This is a genomic window from Hoylesella loescheii DSM 19665 = JCM 12249 = ATCC 15930, from assembly GCF_000378085.1.
Taxonomy (GTDB): domain Bacteria; phylum Bacteroidota; class Bacteroidia; order Bacteroidales; family Bacteroidaceae; genus Prevotella; species Prevotella loescheii.
The window spans coordinates 1-18629 of record NZ_KB899224.1 but is presented as its reverse complement, the minus strand read 5'-3'; the positions used below and the strand labels follow the sequence as shown (position 1 = coordinate 18629).

At 47.1% G+C, this 18629-nt stretch carries 15 protein-coding genes; 6 read left to right on the top strand and 9 right to left on the bottom strand.

From position 1 onward, the window contains the following. Nucleotides 1-173: 173 nt before the first annotated feature. The 7 genes from F453_RS0112230 to F453_RS0112195 form a co-directional block, all read right to left on the bottom strand. Entirely contained in the window at nucleotides 174-1316 is a 1143-nt protein-coding gene (locus tag F453_RS0112230; protein WP_018968268.1) for a lactonase family protein, read from the bottom strand. 234 nt (nucleotides 1317-1550) lie between these two features. After that, entirely contained in the window at nucleotides 1551-1943 is a 393-nt protein-coding gene (gene folK, locus F453_RS0112225; RefSeq protein WP_018968267.1) for a 2-amino-4-hydroxy-6-hydroxymethyldihydropteridine diphosphokinase, read from the bottom strand. Between the two features lie 27 nt (nucleotides 1944-1970). After that, nucleotides 1971-3137, bottom strand: coding sequence for a tRNA preQ1(34) S-adenosylmethionine ribosyltransferase-isomerase QueA (gene queA, locus F453_RS0112220; protein WP_009237423.1), 1167 nt, complete (start codon nucleotides 3135-3137; stop codon nucleotides 1971-1973). 221 nt (nucleotides 3138-3358) lie between these two features. Next, complete coding sequence (gene truB, locus F453_RS0112210) at nucleotides 3359-4081, bottom strand: tRNA pseudouridine(55) synthase TruB (protein WP_018968265.1); 723 nt, start codon at nucleotides 4079-4081, stop codon at nucleotides 3359-3361. Continuing rightward, a complete protein-coding gene (locus tag F453_RS0112205; protein ID WP_018968264.1) occupies nucleotides 4081-4941 on the bottom strand; it encodes an undecaprenyl-diphosphate phosphatase in 861 nt (286 codons plus the stop codon). Before F453_RS0112205 ends, truB begins: the two co-directional genes overlap by 1 nt. Nucleotides 4942-4947: 6 nt before the next feature. Beyond that, on the bottom strand, nucleotides 4948-5193 hold the full coding sequence (locus F453_RS0112200) for a DUF3098 domain-containing protein (RefSeq protein WP_018968263.1): 246 nt from the start codon (nucleotides 5191-5193) through the stop codon (nucleotides 4948-4950). 271 nt (nucleotides 5194-5464) lie between these two features. After that, complete coding sequence (locus tag F453_RS0112195; RefSeq protein ID WP_018968262.1) at nucleotides 5465-6346, bottom strand: cell division protein FtsX; 882 nt, start codon at nucleotides 6344-6346, stop codon at nucleotides 5465-5467. 410 nt (nucleotides 6347-6756) lie between these two features. Here F453_RS0112195 and F453_RS16340 point away from each other — a divergent pair, with 410 nt between their 5' ends. The 6 genes from F453_RS16340 to dnaA all read left to right on the top strand — a co-directional run bounded on the left by F453_RS16340 (nucleotide 6757) and on the right by dnaA (nucleotide 15919). Next, entirely contained in the window at nucleotides 6757-6984 is a 228-nt protein-coding gene (locus tag F453_RS16340) for a hypothetical protein (RefSeq protein WP_081619176.1), read from the top strand. A gap of 1127 nt (nucleotides 6985-8111) precedes the next feature. Further along, nucleotides 8112-10676: an adenosylcobalamin-dependent ribonucleoside-diphosphate reductase gene (locus F453_RS0112190; protein ID WP_018968261.1), complete on the top strand. Its 2565-nt coding sequence runs from the start codon at nucleotides 8112-8114 to the stop codon at nucleotides 10674-10676. A gap of 388 nt (nucleotides 10677-11064) precedes the next feature. Beyond that, nucleotides 11065-11436, top strand: coding sequence for a dihydroneopterin aldolase (folB, locus tag F453_RS0112185; protein WP_025790120.1), 372 nt, complete (start codon nucleotides 11065-11067; stop codon nucleotides 11434-11436). A 317-nt stretch (nucleotides 11437-11753) separates the two neighbouring features. Beyond that, nucleotides 11754-13133: an N-acetylmuramoyl-L-alanine amidase family protein gene (locus F453_RS0112180; RefSeq protein WP_018968259.1), complete on the top strand. Its 1380-nt coding sequence runs from the start codon at nucleotides 11754-11756 to the stop codon at nucleotides 13131-13133. Nucleotides 13134-13139: 6 nt separating this feature from the next. Beyond that, complete coding sequence (locus tag F453_RS0112175) at nucleotides 13140-14045, top strand: MlaD family protein (RefSeq protein WP_018968258.1); 906 nt, start codon at nucleotides 13140-13142, stop codon at nucleotides 14043-14045. A gap of 464 nt (nucleotides 14046-14509) precedes the next feature. Next, complete coding sequence (dnaA, locus tag F453_RS0112170; protein WP_026292573.1) at nucleotides 14510-15919, top strand: chromosomal replication initiator protein DnaA; 1410 nt, start codon at nucleotides 14510-14512, stop codon at nucleotides 15917-15919. A gap of 146 nt (nucleotides 15920-16065) precedes the next feature. Here the strand turns inward: dnaA and F453_RS0112165 are convergent, their stop codons facing one another. Further along, the gene (locus F453_RS0112165) at nucleotides 16066-16572 is read right to left on the bottom strand and encodes a hypothetical protein (protein WP_234398565.1); all 507 of its coding nucleotides are present in this window, start codon (nucleotides 16570-16572) and stop codon (nucleotides 16066-16068) included. Between the two features lie 142 nt (nucleotides 16573-16714). Next, complete coding sequence (locus F453_RS0112160) at nucleotides 16715-17992, bottom strand: C10 family peptidase (RefSeq protein WP_081619175.1); 1278 nt, start codon at nucleotides 17990-17992, stop codon at nucleotides 16715-16717. Nucleotides 17993-18629: the final 637 nt, after the last annotated feature.

Here is an 18629-nt window from a genome sequence, read left to right as displayed (position 1 = left end):
GTAAATTGCACGTCTGTTGGTGCGTGATTATGCACCCTGATGGGTGAGATTAAATGGTGGAAAGCCTGTATGGGGCATGCCCCGAGTGGATATTGGGGGCTTTAGTCCTTATTATATATAAGGTGTAAGGGGGTGAATGGCGTGCGAGGAAGAGCTACGGGCAAAGTTGCCGACTAGTATTTGCGAAGCACAAGACAAACGGGTTTACCCAGATTGATGCGTTTGCCAGTGTTGGTAAGCAAGCCTGTGCGAGCATCTCGCCTAAAAATCTGAATGGCATTGTCGTCTCGGCAAGCTACGAGCAAATACTTACCATTGGGTGTGATGGTGAAGTTTCGGGGATGAATGCCCGTTTGCTGGTAGCCCACCTTGGTGAGAAGGCCGGTTTGCGGATTAATGGCGAAGATGGCAATGCCGTCTTTTTTCAGTCGATGAGAGGTATAAAGGAATTTCCCATCAGGACTAATGTGAATGTCGGCACTACCTCGTCCACCGCCTTCGTCGGCCATCAAGGTTTGCATTTCAGTGAGTTGGTCGTTGTTATAACGCATAACCACGCATGTTCCGCCCAACTCGTTGATGAGATAAAGATAGCGTCCGCCCTTGTCGAAAGTGATATGGCGTGGTCCTTCACCACGTTTCACCTCGAAGGCCACGGTTGGTTGGGCCAACACTTCAGTTCCGCTGGGGGTGAAATCAAATCTATGTATGCGATCGTTGCCCAAGTCGGTGGCCAAGAAATACTTGCCGTCGGGAGTGGGGAGCCCACAATGGATGTGCGAAACGGCTGCCGAATCGCGTCCACGAAATCGTGTTTGTTGGGCCGTTCCTTGTAATCGCCCTTGCTTGTCTAGCTTAAACGCACTGATGTCGCCACCCGAATAGTTGGCCGTTATCAGACATTTGCCATCTGTGTAAAGGTTGCAGGGGTCGCTTCCTGGTTGGTTTTCGGGGTCGTCAAATCTGTCGCCTGCCTTTGTAGAGACAAAAATGGGGTTTGAAAGTTGGCCCGTTTTCGGGTCGAAATCAAAGCTATACGCTCCTTGTCGACCATCGTTGAACTCGCTAACGGCATACAATCGGTTGCCATTGGGCGATAAGGCCACGAACGAGGGATTGCCTGCCTTGGCCGAAGAGCGTAGCGAGAAGTTGCCCGTATCTTGGTTGAAGCGATACACGTAGATGCCTTTCGATGGACTGTCTTGGGTGTAAGTGCCCACGAAGAGTGTGAGTTGGTTTTGTGGTTTACCCTTGGCAATACCACAAAGCGACAGCGCCGAAAGGGCCAAAGATAGGACGGAGCGGAGGTGGGTCATAACGTTGACGAATGAAATGTGAATGAATGATGGCGTGATATGCCTAATTTTGTAGGTGGAACGGATTGTCATGCGAGGGCGAAAGGCCTGTCGGCTGACTGTCAACAAGGATGAACTGCGAGAGTAGGCCATTGCGCTGCTTAGGAAAAGTGATTGTGCCACCGCTGCGTTTTGATGGCTAATCTCGTACGAATGCTCTGCGAGTGGCTATCGCCGAACGCTTGCGTGCACTGCCTAATCGATGATCTCGCTAAGCGGTTGCATCACGAATTGGCGTTCGTTCATGTGTGGGTGCGGAATAACAAGGTCGGGTTCGTTCACGTGTAGGTCGTCGTAGAGCAAGATGTCGATGTCTATCAGGCGGTCGTGATACTGTCCGTCGATGCTTTTTGTTGTGCGTCCCAAGGCTCGTTCAATGTCTTGCGTAGCCTGTAACACCTCTCTTGGCGACAGTGAAGTTTCGCTACACACGGCCGCATTTATAAAGGTGTTCGCCGAATTGAAGCCCCATGGGGCAGTTTCGATCAGAGCCGACTGGCGCACAACGGGGCCAATCAGCTCTGATATTTGTTTAATGGCCAGCTTGATGTTACCCTTGCGGTCGCCCAAGTTGGCTCCAAGACTCATATATACCTTATGTTGGCGCACGGCTTGTTAGTCGTTGAGGATGAGTAACGCGTCGCCGAAGCAGCCAAACTTGTACTCGTTTTCCACCGCTAGGCGATAAGCTTCCATCACAAGGTCGTAACCTCCGAAGGCCGCAGTTGACATCAAGAGGGTGGAAAGCGGATGGTAGAAGTTGGCCACCATCGTGTCGGCCAGTCCGAAATCGTATGGAGGGAAGATGAAACGGTTGGTCCATCCTGAGTATTCTTTAAGCATCCCATCGGTGCCAACGGCTGTTTCGGTGGCTTTTACTACGCTCGTTCCAACGGCGCAGATGTGTTTCCCCTCAGATTTAGCCTTGTTTACGATGGCACATGCTTCAGAACCGATGTGCATCGACTCTGAATCTACCTTGTGTTTGGTAAGGTCTTCCACCTCAATGTCGTGGAAATTGCCCAGTCCGCAGTGTAAGGTGATGGCTGCCGAGTTAATTCCGCGTATCTCCATGCGCTTAAGTAGCTCGCGACTGAAATGTAAACCCGTGGCGGGAGCTGTCACTGCGCCTTCGTTTGCTGCGTAAATGGTTTGGAAATCCTCCATGTCTTCTTCCGTTCCGTGGTGATTTTCGCGCGCGTCGATGATGTAACGGGGTAGCGGAGATTCGCCTAGGGCGAAGAGCGAACGCTTAAACTCATCGTGATCACAGTCGTATAGGAAGCGTAAGGTGCGTCCACGGCTCGTAGTGTTATCTATAACCTCGGCCACCATTGTGCCGCTGTCGTCGAAAAACAGTTTGTTGCCGATACGAATTTTACGTGCAGGCTCCACCAAAACGTCCCAAAGGCGCATTTCTTGGTTGAGTTCGCGCAGCAGGAACACCTCAATCTTGGCGTCGGTCTTCTCTTTCATGCCATAAAGGCGTGCTGGGAACACCTTCGTATCATTGAAAATGAACGTGTCGCCTTCGTCGAAGTAGTCTATAATATCGCGAAATTGTATGAATTCGCCCTTAATTGGCTTTCCTTTCTTGTCTTTTTTAAAAAGGTCAATGGTGTTTGATTTCTTGTGCAGAACCATCAGTCGGCACTCGTCACGACGTGTAAGGCGCGACATTTCTTTCTCTCCCTTTTCGTTCTCAATCTCGTGATATACGCTATGAGGATACAAGGCAATGAGCTCTTGTGGCAGCTTGAAGTTGAATTGTGAAAGCTTCATGTTGATGTTTTGTATTGTGGAGGGGTTTTTACTTGTGATAATTGGGGTGGAAGAGAGGTTTGGAGAGGCCTCACCCTCTATCTTTCTCGAAGTGAAGAGAGGAATGATGTGCCTTGATTGGATGTTTACTAGTTAACGAGTTAGCGGGTGGTCGAGTTTGCAAGAATGCTTACCTTGAAACGCATAAACCACAGACTAAAGTCCTTAAACTCCTTAACGCTTTACTCCTTAGCCTCTAAATGGGGCATCTCGATGTCTTGTTGATCGAGCCATTCTTTAAAAGTGTCTAGTTGTAGGCAGTTCTCTACACGTACGTCGCCCACCCTTGTGCGACGCAGGGCGGTGAGATATGCACCGCTATTAAGCGCTCTTCCGATGTCGCGAGCCAATGCCCTGATGTATGTTCCCTTGCCGCATACCACGCGGATGGTGAGTTGCATCAGGCTTGGATCGAAGTTGAGCACCTCTATTTCGTCAATTTGAAGCGTCTTGGGTGCCAGTTCTACGTCTTTTCCCTTTCGTCTTAGGTCGTATGCGCGGTCACCGTTCACCTTTACGGCGCTATATGTTGGCGGCACCTGTTGTATCTCGCCCACAAACTGTTGCAGAACGTTGTCGATGGCTTCGCGTGTGATATGGGCTGTTTCGAAGGTCTCGTTAACAGGGTGTTCCATGTCGTAGCTAGGGGTAGTAGCACCCAATTGCAGCGTGGCCACATACTCTTTGGTGTGGGCTTGCAGTTCGGCAATGCGCTTAGTGGCCTTCCCTGTGCATAGCACCAGCACGCCTGTGGCTAGCGGGTCGAGTGTTCCTGCGTGGCCGATCTTTACGCGTTTAACGCCAAGTCGTCGCGACAGCAGGTATCTTACACGTGCCAACGCCCCAAACGAGGTTATCTCGTAGGGCTTATCTATGCAAATTATCTCGCCTTGGTGTATGTTCATCAGTCTACCATGGCTAGTGAATTACCTGCGAGCATCCATGCTAAGATGGCGCCACCCACGATAATGCGGTACACGCCAAATGCCCGAAAGCCGTATTTGGTGAGATAGGCGATGAAGGCCTTGATGGCTATTAGCGCCACAACGAAAGCCACTGCGCTGCCAAGGAGCAATGTTCCTGCATGACTGGCAAGCATAGAATAGTCGCCAATCTTATGCATATGCAAGAATAGTTTTAGTAAATCGAGGCACGTTGCTGCGAACATGGTGGGCACGGCAAGAAAAAACGAGAACTCGGCAGCATCTTTTCGCGTGAGTTTTTGTGCCATACCGCCCACGATAGTTGCCATAGAGCGAGATACTCCTGGTATCATCGCCATGCATTGGAATAGTCCGATGGCGAAAGCACGCCGTGGCGTGAGCTTGGTTTCTGGTGAACCATTGCCGAAAAGCTTATCGCAGAACAGCATGAACACACCACCCACCACGAGCATAACGGCCACCACCATCACGTTTCCCAACAATGCGTCGATGAACTTGTTGCAAAGTCCACCGATAACCATGGCAGGAATGAAGGCGATGAGCAGCTTATAGTAGAAATCCCACTTGCGCAGCGTGCGCTGAAAGGGTGTTAGTCCTTCGGGTGGAGTTGAATGGTTGAGCCTGAAGAAACGTTTCCAATAAAGCACAACCACCGCAAGGATGGCGCCAAACTGAATGATAACGTCGAAGGCTTTCACAAACTCGTCGCTCTCGATACCCAGCAAGGCTTGCGTAATAATCATGTGGCCCGTAGACGATACGGGGAGAAACTCGGTGAGTCCCTCCACGATGGCCACGATAATGGTTTGTATAATGTCCATGTCGTGTTACGCTTCTTCTTGCTCTTTGGGATCTCTGGGCTTACGTATAACGGCGTAGATGATGGAGATGAAACCGAGGAAGCACACCACGGGGGCAACTTTAATGCGCGTGGCACTGAAAATGTCGGGGTTGAAAGCTGTCTCGGTAGAGCCGGGTCCGCTCATAAGTATCAGGCCCAGTACCACAACTGCCATGCCCACAGCCAACAAGATGAAGTTCATCTTGTCGAAAGCGAAGTTCTTTTTATCCATTTCTTTTATGTTCGTATTTGTTTGTAGGCCTTGTCGCGGGTGTGTGCGTTTTGTGCGACTGTAGCCTGAACATTGTTGTAGCGATGTTTGTTTATACCTTATTATATGTGGGTGATGCGCATAAAGGGCAGACCCTTGCCCGCTCCTTTTGGCCCTTTCACTCCTTATTATATATAGGCGGTTGTCGTTTTCGGCAAATTCTCGTCCGTGTCTTTCGGCCGATTTACACCTTATTATATATGGGTGGCCTATGCCTTAGTCCTGCGATCTACTAGATCTTGTATAGTTCTCCAGCCTTCATTCGCAAGAATCGGTTTACCGATATGTATGCGCAGATGGCGGTGATGGAGATACCGAAGAGCATGACGGCACAACCCGTGATGGCTATCACGTCCCATGTGATGATGCTCAACATGTTGTCTTGGTAACGATAAAGTCCGTAAATGCACCCCGCCAGTACCACTATGGCCAGCAGTGCAGCCACGATACCCACACCAATGGCTTGCTTAATGAAGGGTCGGCGAATAAATCCCCACGACGCTCCAACCAGCTTCATGGTGTGGATGGAGAATCGGCGGGCGTAGATGCCTAAGCGAACGGTGTTGTTGATGAGTGAGAACGAAACGAAGGTAAGCAGTCCGGCCAGCACCAATAGCACCAAACTGATTTTGCTTAGCGTGCTGTTCACGTTTTCAACCAGTTCGTGTTGGTAGGTGATGTCTGCCACTTTGGGATAAGCTTTAAGCTCTTTCGAAATCCAGTTTATCGAGTCGTTATTGGCGTAATCTCCTTTAAGCGTCAGCTCAATGGATGCTAAGAAAGGGTTATCGCCCCCTACAAACTCGCTGGGATCGCTGCCCATGGCCACGGTTTGTTCTTTCAGGGCCTGATCTTTACTGATGAAAGTGAGGCTCTTAATATACGGGCGCGCCTGCAAACGAGTGCAAAGGCGTTGCGCTTCGGGGTTGGTAAGATCTTGATCGAGCATCATGGTAACTACTAGGTTTTCCTTTACGTAGTTGGTAAGGTTGCGTGCGGTGAATACCGAGAGCACTATCATGCCCAGCAATATAAGCACCAGCGCGGTGCTTATGCATAGCGTTATTACCTGCAGTCCATAACGGCTGCGGGCCTTGTTGTGTTTCTTTCTCATTTTAATATGGCACTATTACACCGAATTTCCTGCAAAGGAACGAAAAAAACTCTAACTACGCAACGTTTTTAACGCTTATTAGTGAATTTGTATTGTAGCAAGCGCGATTCGCTAGACAATATGCCGTAAGCCTGCCGCTCTTCTTAACGCTAGATAAGGTCCATCAAAGGGGTTGCAGAAACAAGTTTATGGATTGCGCATCCTTCCGTAAAAGGGAGGTAATGGTTACGCGAGTTCGGGATAAAACACAATCGTTATGCCTTCTGTCGCGTAGCACGAGTTGGCAAGATAGCCTTATTTTTACCTGTTCAATCTTGTTCTGAGCGCATGGTTTCTTAGTCCAAACTCACCAATTAACCATTCCGCCGTTCGCATTTTCATCGTTCCAGAAATGCGTTTCCTATGCCCTTATGATGCATTATTACATTAATCGCCACGTTAAATGTATTTTGGACAGCTGTTCCATGTTATCTGGAATGCTGTTCCAGTTGAATTGGAACCCTGTTCCAACTTATCTGGAACAGGGTTCCATCTTAGCTGTAACAAGGCTGGAGCTTAAAAAACTCACTACAAAGCCTTATCGGATGAGGAGTGAAAGATGGCGTTTGGAGGTTAGGAGGGTGAGTTGTTGGTGGTAATAGATTGTGGAATGAACCGCCTAGATAGTGCCAAGCTAGTATCAAAACTTGGTTTTCGTTTGTTCATGCAGTCATATATATCACAGCAGATGGGAACACATACCTCACTTTCTCGCGATTTTCGATGGTGTTTGATGGCAGTCTCGTGTGCGTGTATGTGTATATAAATAATAATGAGTAAATGACGTTGGAATAGACTGTATCTTGCAATTAATGAAAGGCCTGCTATGCTTTTAGGGCTCTTTCCTAATGCCTTTCAATTTGCCTAGATAGCTAATGTAGGGCCATAAATAAGGGCTAAGGGATAGTTTTCATGTTACTTGTGGTGTTCCATGTCATGTGTAACATGGTTCCATGTTATGTGTAACGTTGTTCCATGTAAGATGTAACGTTGTTCCATGTTATATGTAATATACTTGCATATTATGTGTAACAAGACTACTTGTATTGTGCTGTAAGCTAAGGCATTAATTGCAGTGTTGCGAAAGACATGAAAATGATAAGCCATCTCTTATTTGGGGGTTGCCAAGAACGGATTGTTTGTGGATGATTTTTTGTGGAGTAGTCTACTCAAACAAGTGTTGAAGTGGGTATTATACAAAAACCAGTTGTTGAATGAAGTTGATTTTTATGCGAACAACACCATATTACATAATACCTTTTTACGCGTAGCCAGACTTTGAACACAGTGAGAAAGTTATGCAAAATGGAAAACTTTAGCGATGAAAGTTTTATGAAAGTTTTCCATTTTAGTAAACTCTCACTTTATGGATACCAGTTCTTATATTGTCGTTTGAGGTGCAACAGTTTCATTGATTTTATGTTGCTTTTCCCTGTTAAGTCATTGCCTTGAGATGGTTTAGGGATAAAGAATAGTTTGTCAATAGGTTGATAATCATTTGTTTGTGGGTGTATTGTTTTTTAAACCTAATGCTTTTGGCGTGCGTTGCTAACTTATCGGTATAAAAGTTAATCATTGTTTATTGGGTGATTGTATCTAGTTCGTAATCTCCACAAATTGAGAATGTTTGAGAATACTAAGTTTACTTTTCCGAAAATTACGATAAACGCGTTTGATAATATCAAAAATAGTTTGTAGCTTTGCAAAAGAAAATAGAGGTTTAGTAATGGAACAAACAAAAACTTATTCATACGAAGAGGCCTTTGCGGCCGCTTTAGATTATTTCGCCGGTGACGAACTGGCGGCGAGAGTTTGGGTAAACAAGTATGCGATGAAGGATAGCTTCGGCAACATTTACGAGAAATCGCCCGAAGATATGCACTGGCGTATTGCCAACGAGATTGCTCGCATCGAGGGGAAATACCCCAATCCGCTCTCTGCAAAAGAAGTCTACGAACTGCTCGACCATTTCCGTTACATCGTCCCAGCAGGTAGTCCGATGACGGGTATTGGCAACAGCTACCAAGTTGCATCGTTAAGCAATTGCTTCGTTGTGGGACTTGATGGCGACGCCGACTCGTATGGGGCCATCATGCGCATTGATGAAGAGCAGGTGCAGCTGATGAAACGCCGTGGCGGAGTGGGCCACGACCTCTCACACATACGTCCCAAGGGTTCGCCCGTGAACAACTCGGCGCTTACGTCTACGGGTCTTGTTCCCTTTATGGAGCGTTACAGCAACTCCACACGCGAAGTGGCGCAAGACGGAAGGCGTGGTGCGCTGATGCTATCGGTTAGCATTAAGCATCCCGACAGCGAAGCTTTCATCGACGCGAAGATGACCGAAGGCAAAGTGACGGGTGCTAACGTGTCGGTGAAAATCGATGATAACTTTATGCAAGCAGCCGTAGACGACAAGCCATACGTGCAGCAATTCCCTATCAATAGCGACAATCCTGAGGTGGAAAAAGAAATTTCTGCCAAGGCGCTGTGGGATAAAATCGTGCACAACGCATGGCAAAGCGCAGAACCTGGCGTGCTTTTCTGGGACACCATACTGCGCGAAAGCATCCCCGACTGTTACGCCGACCTGGGCTTTACCACAGTTAGCACCAACCCATGTGGCGAAATTCCGCTCTGTCCGTACGACAGTTGCCGTCTGCTTTGCGTCAATTTGTTTAGCTATGTAGTAAATCCGTTCACCAAAGAGGCCTATTTCGACTTCGATAAGTTTGCCAAACACGTGGCTATTGCTCAGCGAGTGATGGACGATATCGTGGATTTGGAGCTTGAGAAGATAGATCTCATCATGGAGAAGATTAAAGACGACCCGCAAAGCAGTGAGGTTAAGGGTGCCGAATATCATCTTTGGGAGAAGATCAAGCGTAAAAGCAGCATGGGAAGACGCACTGGCGTAGGCATAACAGCCGAAGGTGACATGATTGCAGCATTGGGTTTGCGATACGGAACACAAGAAGCTACCGACCTGAGCGTAAGTGTGCACAAGTGTTTAGCAATAGCTGCCTATCGCTCTTCTGTGGTTATGGCCAAGGAACGCGGTGCTTTCGAAGTGTTCGATGCCAAGCGCGAGGCTGCAAATCCCTTTATTTTGCGCCTGAAAGAAGCCGACCCGTCGCTCTACGACGATATGGTGGCTTACGGTCGACGTAATATTGCCTGCCTAACTATCGCTCCCACGGGAACAACTAGCTTGATGACGCAGACAACGAGCGGCATCGAACCCGTGTTTATGCCTGTGTACAAACGCCGTAGAAAGGTAAATCCCAACGATACAGACGTGCATGTGGACTTCGTTGACGAGGTGGGCGACAGCTTCGAAGAGTACATCGTGTACCATAAGAAGTTTATGGACTGGATGAAAGCCAACGGGTTTGACACCGAAAAGCGATATACGCAAGAAGAAATAGACGCCATTGTGGAACAGTCTCCTTATTATAAGGCCACTGCAAACGATGTAGACTGGCTGATGAAGGTGAAGATGCAGGGCGCGATACAAAAGTGGGTAGATCACTCTATCAGCGTAACGGTGAACTTGCCCAACGATGTAGACGAGGCGTTGGTTAACCGCCTGTATGTAGAAGCATGGCGTTCGGGCTGCAAGGGCTGTACGATTTATCGCGACGGAAGCCGTTCGGGCGTGATGATTTCTGTGTCGAAGAAAGACAAGAAGAAAGAGGAGAAGGAAGAAGAACAGCCCGTTGTACCCTGCAAACAGCCCGAAGTGACCGAGGTTAGACCCAAAGAGCTGGCCTGCGACGTTGTTCGCTTCCAGAACAATAAGGAAAAATGGGTGGCTTTCGTGGGCTTGCTCAACGGCTATCCTTACGAAATTTTCACCGGTTTGCAAGACGATGACGAGGGCATTGCTCTGCCCAAGTCGGTTACGAAGGGTAAAATCATTAAGAATGTAGGCCCCGATGGTCGCAGCCGTTACGACTTCCAGTTTGAGAATAAGCGTGGATATAAAACCACAGTTGAGGGCTTGAGCGAGAAGTTTAACCCCGAATATTGGAACTATGCCAAACTTATCTCGGGTGTTTTGCGTTATCGCATGCCTATCGATCACGTGATAAAGCTAGTTGGTTCGTTGCAATTGAAGAGCGAAAGCATCAACACTTGGAAGATTGGTGTTGAGCGCGCATTGAAGAAGTACATAACCGACGGCACCGAGGCAACGGGCATGAAGTGTCCCTCTTGCGGACAAGAGACGCTCGTTTACCAAGAAGGTTGCCTTATCTGCAAAAGCTGTGGCGCATCGCGCTGCGGATAAACAATGCATTTCCTTGCTCCACTTCGTAGCCAGAGGGCTGCGGGGTGGAGCGCATTTTCTTTATAGTGGTAAAGGAGTTAAGGGATTATGAGGTAAAGGAGTTAAGGAGTTATGGAGTTAAGGAGTTAAGCCAAATGCGTTGTTAACTCGTCAACTTGTTGTCTTGTCAGCTAGCATTTAAGCTATGGTGTTAAACCAAATGAATTGTGTATGAGTGTATTTTCCCCCATTTTGCTTTTGAACGGCGTTAGCCATTTTTTCACTTTTTCACCCTTTCACCTTTTCATTTTTCCCCTTTCACCTTTGAACGGCGTTAGCCATCTTTTCACTTTTTCACTCTTTCACCCTTTTTATTTTTCCCCCTTTTCACCCATCATGACTTTTCATTATGCCCCATTACATCCATCTTCGTAACCTACATTTCCACGCCTTTCACGGTGTAATGCCCCAAGAACGCACGGTGGGCAACGATTACGTGGTGAACCTTCGTGCCGAATATCCTATCGAACAGGCCATGCAGAGTGATGATGTGGCCCACACGTTGAACTATGCCGAGGTGTACGCCGTTGTCGAAAAGGAGATGCAAACGCCATCTTGCCTGCTCGAAAACGTGGCCCATCGCATTGCCCAACGCCTTTTCCACGACTTCCCCCGCATACGTTCGCTACGCCTCGAAGTGGTTAAACAAAACCCGCCAATGGGTACTTGCGGAGGCGAAGCTGCCGTAGAAATTCAATTAAATAATGATAAAAGCCAGTGACAAGGACCTGAATACGGGCTTTTTTCTGTATTTTTGCATAAACAAAACCGTTGACCGACGGTTCAGGATACACCAAGGGCAGGCTCTAAGAATAGCCTCTGCTGGTTTTTATGGGTTTGTTTGAGCAAATTTCGCTTACTTCTTGAAGGTTCATAGCAAACTATGCAACTGAAAGGATGGCTGAAAAATGCTGAATAAGAACGAAAAGAGCAGTGGAAAGCGAGATGAAAATGTAGACTTAAATGCAGTTAGGAATTTTTAGAACAAGCTCAAAATGTAGCGTGACGTCGATATTGCGGCTCTTCAATTCAGCGTGTATGAACAAAAAGATTACCGCCCTTTTCGTGTTGTTGCTTCTGCTGCCGTTTGCCGCAAATGCTGCAAACAAAAAGTTCGTGTTGGTTATCGACCCAGGACACGGAGGGAAAGATGCAGGCGCTTTGGGTGCGTTCTCGAAAGAAAAGAACATCAACCTGAACGTGGCTATGGCCTTCGGGCGAAACGTGCAACGAAATTGCCCTGACGTAAAGGTGATTTACACGCGCACCACCGACGTGTTTATCGGACTGAAAGAACGAGCCGAAATAGCCAATCGCAATAAGGCCGACCTCTTTATATCTGTGCATACCAATGCCTTGCCAGGAGGTAGGCAAGCCTACGGAATGGAAACTTACACGCTGGGAATGCACCGCGCGGGCGCCAATCTTGATGTGGCTAAACGCGAAAACGCGGTTATCTTGATTGAGAAAGACTATAAACAGAGCTATCAGGGCTTTAATCCCAATTCGTCGGAAAGCTATATCATGTTCGAGTTTATGCAAGATCGCAACATGGCCAACAGCGTAGACTTGGCCAAGATGGTGCAACGCGAAACGTGTGCAGCAGCCAATCGCCCCGATAAGGGCGTGCATCAGGCAGGCTTCCTCGTGTTGAGAGAAACGTCGATGCCCAGTTGCCTTATCGAGTTGGGTTTTATCACCACCCCCGACGAAGAACGCTTGCTCAACGATAAGGCACGCATAGAGAATATCGCAACGGGTATTTATCGCGCATTCGTTAACTACAAGAACAAGTATTATAATGGTATTGTGGTGCCCTACAAGCCTACGCCGGTGCCAACACCCGCTGTGCCCGATGTGGTACCCGACGTTTACAAGGCCGACGATGGTTCGTCGTCTAGCCAAACGTCGTCTCGTACGTCGCGCCGACGCGATCGTGCGGAGGCTGACGCGATTAAACACGACTCAGCTACAAGCCGTTCGACCACACATAGGGCACAAGCCTCCAACCAAGACACATACGAACGCCCAGCTGTTTCCACTCCAGAACAAGGACGGAGCGAAGATCATTCTCTGCCTAGCGTTACGTCTGGAGAGTCAGAAGAGAAAATTATCTCGTTTGGCGAATCGGCTGTTGTGCCCATCTTTAAAGTGCAAATCATGGCCAGCACCAAGGTGATACGTCGTAACAGTCCACGTTTTAAGGGACTGAAAGACGTTGGACACTTCAACGAGAACGACATGGTGAAGTACACCTACGGTGCATCGGCCGACTACAATGAAATAAACAGACTGCGAAAAGAAATTGCCGACAAGTTCCCCGATGCTTTCGTCATCGCCTTTAAGGATGGTGTGCGGATGGATGTGAATAAAGCCATACGGGAATTTTCGGTTAACAGACACAAAGACAACAAATAATTAAGTATGAAATTTTTTACGAGAGAGGTAAAGATAGCCCTTGTGGCCATTGCCGGAGTTGTAATTCTGTTCTTCGGAATGAACTTTTTAAAGGGGCTCACCTTCTTTTCTAACGACACGGGTTATAAGGTAGCATTTAAAGACATCACAGGTTTGTCGAAATCTACCCCCATCTATGCCAATGGATTTGCCGTGGGTGTGGTAACGGGTATCCAATATAACTACGACCAAAAGGGCGACATCGTTGTAACGATAGACCTCGATAAGAGCATGCGTGTGCCACAAGGAAGCACGGCCGAGATAGAGAGCGACTTCATGGGAAACGTGAAGCTAAACCTTATTCTTGCACCAAACAGTGGCCAGTTTCTTAGTCCAGGCGACGTGATTCAGGGTCATGTCAGCAAAGGCGCATTGAGTCAGGTGGGCGACTTGGTACCCTCCGTCGAGCGATTGCTACCCAAACTCGACTCCATTTTGGCCAGCGTCAATGCCATTTTATCTAATCCAGCCATCAACCAGTCGTTAGACAACGTGCAGGGGCTTACGGCAAACCTACGCACATCTTCGCAACAGCTCAACAGTTTGGTGGCTGGACTTAACCGAAGCGTGCCTGCCATGGTGGGCAAGGCCAACAAGGTGTTAGACAATACCAGTACGTTGACGGCCAATTTGGCTGCCCTAGACCTCGACGGAACCATGCAACAGGTGAATCGCACCTTGGCTAATGTGGAAGAAATGACACAAAAGCTGAACAGCAATGAGGGCTCGTTGGGCTTGTTGATGCGCGATCCTGGGCTTTACAACAATCTCAATGCCACGCTGATGAGTGCCGACTCGCTGCTTGTCAACGTTCGCCAGCACCCCAAACGCTACGTGCACTTCTCGCTCTTCGGGCGTAAAGAAAAGAAGTAGTTTTGTTGGTTAGCGCTTGAGTTTGTGAACCTTTAAGCTCTGAAACTTCAAAGTCACCGGCATCCGAACTGAAAACATAGGGTAATAACCACCCTCAACATATCTCCGCCACCTTTCTGCGCTTTGCAGAAAGGTGGCGGTTGTGTGTTTGGGTGGGCTGTTTGTCGAGGACGTAAACATTCTGTTTGTGTTGTTGTAGCCAAGCTTATTGTTCGTGTTTCTGCATGACGAGGAGTGGGAGATGAGGCAGATTGCACGCTTAATATTCATCTATACTTCTGCATTATTATTCTCGATGTCTGTCCGTGCTATGTTTCACAATATTTGTTAAACCTTTCACGTTCTTAATCTTCTTCAAAAATGCTCCGTAATTTGCCAAAACCAATTTTTTTTGCGATATTTGCAGAAGATTTCAGAGACCTTGGCACGCCATGTGCCGACAAACCAACAACAGTATAGATATAATGGACGTAACTCCCGATAAACATTGGGAATCGGCTCTTGCGCTCATTGCGCAGAACGTTTCGCCGCAGCAATTTGACACTTGGTTCAAACCCATTGTCTTCGAGTCGTTTAACGACGAAACGAAGCTTTTGGTGCTCCGAGTGCCAAGCTCGTTTGTATACGAGTATATCGAGGAACATTATATCGACCTGTTAAGCCGTGTGTTGTTCTCCGCCTTTGGTCAACGCATACGCCTTACTTACCGCGTGGTGGTTGATAGTGAACACAAAAAGACCCAAGACATTGAGGCCGACCCTGCCGAAGCACATGCCACGCAGGCTGCCAAGACATGGGGCGTTAAGCAAAAAACCGAAGAAGAGCCTGCCAAGGAACAGGAGTTGGACCCACAACTCAATCCTCACCAAACGTTTTCTAACTATATTGAGGGCGATAGCAACAAGTTGTCGCGTTCTGTTGGTTTGTCTATCGCCGAGCATCCCAATACCAATCAGTTCAACCCCATGTTCATCTATGGGCCGTCGGGCTGTGGAAAAACCCACCTTGTGAATGCCATTGGCGTGCAAACCAAGCAGCTATATCCCCAGAAGAGGGTGCTATATATCAGCGCGCATCTCTTTCAGGTGCAGTTCGTTAACGCTGTTTTGAAAAACGCCACCAACGATTTCATCAAGTTCTACCAAACCATCGACATGCTTATTGTTGATGATGTGCAGACGTGGGCAAGTTCTGAGAAAACACAAGAAACGTTTTTCCACATCTTCAACCACCTTTTCCGTAACGGCAAACGCATCATCTTGGCTAGCGACCGCCCACCAGTGGAATTGCTGGGCATGAGCGAACGGCTTATCACGCGTTTCTCATGTGGCATCATTGCCGAACTTGAAAAGCCCAATGTACAGCTTTGTATCGACATCTTGAACGCCAAGATACGTCGCGACGGTTTGAAGATACCGGCTGAAGTGACGCAGTTTATCGCTGAAACGGCTAACGGTAGCGTACGCGATTTGGAAGGGGTAATCAACAGTTTGATGGCTTATTCGGTGGTGTATAACAGCGACATCGACATGCGTTTGGCAGAGCGGGTGATTAAAAGGGCCGTGAAAATAGACGATACGCCACTTACCATCGACGACATTTTGGAAAAGGTGAGCCACCATTTTAATGTTAGCGTGTCGGCGGTAAGCAGTAAAAGTCGTAAGCGCGACTTGGTTGTGCCACGTCAGGTGTCGATGTATTTGGCCCAGAGATATACCAAGATGCCCGCTAGTCGTATTGGAAAACTGGTGGGAGGACGCGACCATAGCACCGTGCTACACAGTTGCGCGCAGGTTGAGGCACGTATTAAAACCGACAGCCTTTTTGCTGCCGAGGTGGAGAGTATCGCCACATCGTTTAAGCTGAAAGGGTAATGCGTGGCGTTGTTGCCATTTGGTAACGATGTACGCATTGGCTAGCTGTTTTTTCAAAACTTATTTTTATCTGCGGTTGTGGCTGCCGTTCGTATGTCGTTGCCCCTATGTTTCCTGCGCGTTTGGTGACAATAGGGCGTATCGCCTTATGGTTGTGGCGTGCCCTTTAACTTGATTGTCACTTCGGCATAAATTTGATTGCACTTTGCCTCTGTCAGCAATTTGCTCTTCGACAGTGGCATATCTTCACCGTCTATCTCACATTTGTAGACCTTGTAGACCACTCGCCCCATGCCATGAATAAACCATTTCACGGTGTGCACATCGTCGTTGCCGAACAACTTTCTGCTTTTAAACTCGAAGGTATAGGTTTCTTCTCCCCAAAGTCCTCCTTCAAAGATCTGCATGTCGGTGGCTAAGACGGTCAAATATGTGCCTGCCGGAAAACTCGTAGTGGTGGGATCTTTGGTATAACCCCATCTTTTTTCAAAGGCCTCCAATGATTTGTGGTCGCTCCCCCTATATACGCGCACTTGTATGTCTTCTTTCTTTGCATTCCATGTGTCTGGCTTAGTTTTGTCGATAACGCTTAGCGAGTCGGCGATGTTTGTGCCTATGGCACTCTCGAACCTGACAGTTACATCAAAAGGCACTATAACGTGAGGCCCAATAGGCGCTTCATAGGAGCAAGAAGAGGCTATGAAAAGATGAAGGCCGAACATTCCTAGTAGACATATTGTTTTGTTGAAAGTGATCATCTCTTTGAACTTTAAGTTTCTAATACTTATGAGAGTGTTAATGCTTCGTAAATGTAGCATATTTCAGCTTGAACCTAAAATGTGAACGTGTTTGTTCGCCATTATCGTCATAGACAGGATTTTCGTCCGTGTTAAATACATTGTCTAGGAAATATCCATTGTGTAGTCCTCCCCATCCCCAGTTACAATGAAGGTAGAAGTATTCCCAGATATTCCATCCCGGTACATAATCGATGTATCCATCTACAACCCATGCGTGCCCTCCGTCATAGTTGGGGAAAACAAACCATGTGTGATATAAACGAGAATAACCGCTCATCATAACAATCTTATTATGAGTTCTTAAGTCACCAATCATGTTGTTGCAGTTGTAGCCCAAAAGGCCTGTTGCGTCACATCCATATTTACTTCGCATTGTTTCCACAGCATCTTCTGTATTCGCACTAGTTCCATCTTTTCCGTATTTTGCCCTAAATGCAATTCCAAGATGTCGCATCATACATGCTACTTGATCTGTCATTTCTTGACTCCAATAGATAGGGTGTGTTTTCGCTTCTTCATTGATCTGTTTCCAATTAAAGGTGGTTACTTTGAAACCCTCGTTATCGCGCGTTGACATATACTTGGGAATCTCTAAAAATGATAAGATTTGGGCGGCGGCAGTTATTACACAGCCTGTAGGACAGCCAAAACAGTCTCTGTTATAAGGTTCCCTTTGTCCCCACTTGCAATGTAAAAGAGGTTTCATTACTTCGAATTTGGGTGTACGCACGGGAGGTTTTGGGGCTTCAGGGTCAATTTCATGTTCAATAGGTGCATTCTTTCTTGTCTGTGCAAGTTCTTTTTGTCGTGCACAATAGTTTAGGGCTGCCTGCATAAATAGGTGAAATCCGCTTGTGACAGTGTCATTCCTATTGAACGTGTAGTTGCCTTCGTCGACCAATGCCAATATGGGCGGCAGACGATCGTCTGCCGTTGCGACAGCAAATCCTGCACTATCGGCCATGTTGACGATGTATAGCAGGGTGTCTTCTTGCCCATTTGTTGTGCTTCTAGTGTAGGGGTTTACAACGGGCTGTATGTCTGAAATTGCCCATTTCCGTGCAGAGGCACGCGTTCCTTTATTAGCCAAACTCACGAAGTTTAGCACATTTTCCTTAGCTTTCTTCATGCTTACGTGGTGTAGTGTTTCCACTTTTGGCGAAGGTTTTGGTTCTAGTGCACTCACTTTTTCTTCGCCTGTTCCCGAACAGCTCACCATGAATATCCCTCCTATGCAGTAAAGGATTATTCGATTAATTGCTAGATTATTCATACTTTTTGGTTTTATTAATTGATACAGCAAATTTAGGTAAAATATTTCTATGTTCAAAGCGTTTATCTGATTATTTTCTATTTATTGTCTTAATATCTTTGTTTCTGTCTTTTTGTACTGTAATTGCTGTGTTTTTGTGACGGTTGTTGTGTTTTATTTTGATATCCGTGTTATTGTGTCATGTCTTTATGTTCTATTTTTTATAATATTGAGAGAATGTAAGGTAATTGTGAATTGCGTATGGAGATTGTTCCTAAATTACAATTTTTTGTAAATGGAGTAGTACAAGGGCTTCTGTAGGGCGGCTACAAGCCTTTTGTAGTGCCACTACAAAAGGCTTGTAGTTACACTACAACTCACTTGTAGTCGCACTACAGCTTACTTGTAGTGGCACTACAAAAGGCTTGTACTGAGGTGTTGTGTAGTGTACTGAGATTAGTTGACACTTTTCGTTGTTAAATACTCCTTTGGTTGACAAGAAAAATCCTTATGTTGTATTTAGGTTGTCATGTCCTTTTCCAAAGTCCAAATTTGGTTTACAACAGCCATCCGTTTGCAAAGTTAAGCATTGTTTGTTGTCTGTCCAAGTTTGGGCTGGCCTTTTTTGCGTGAATGAAAACAAGGCCATGAAAAACAC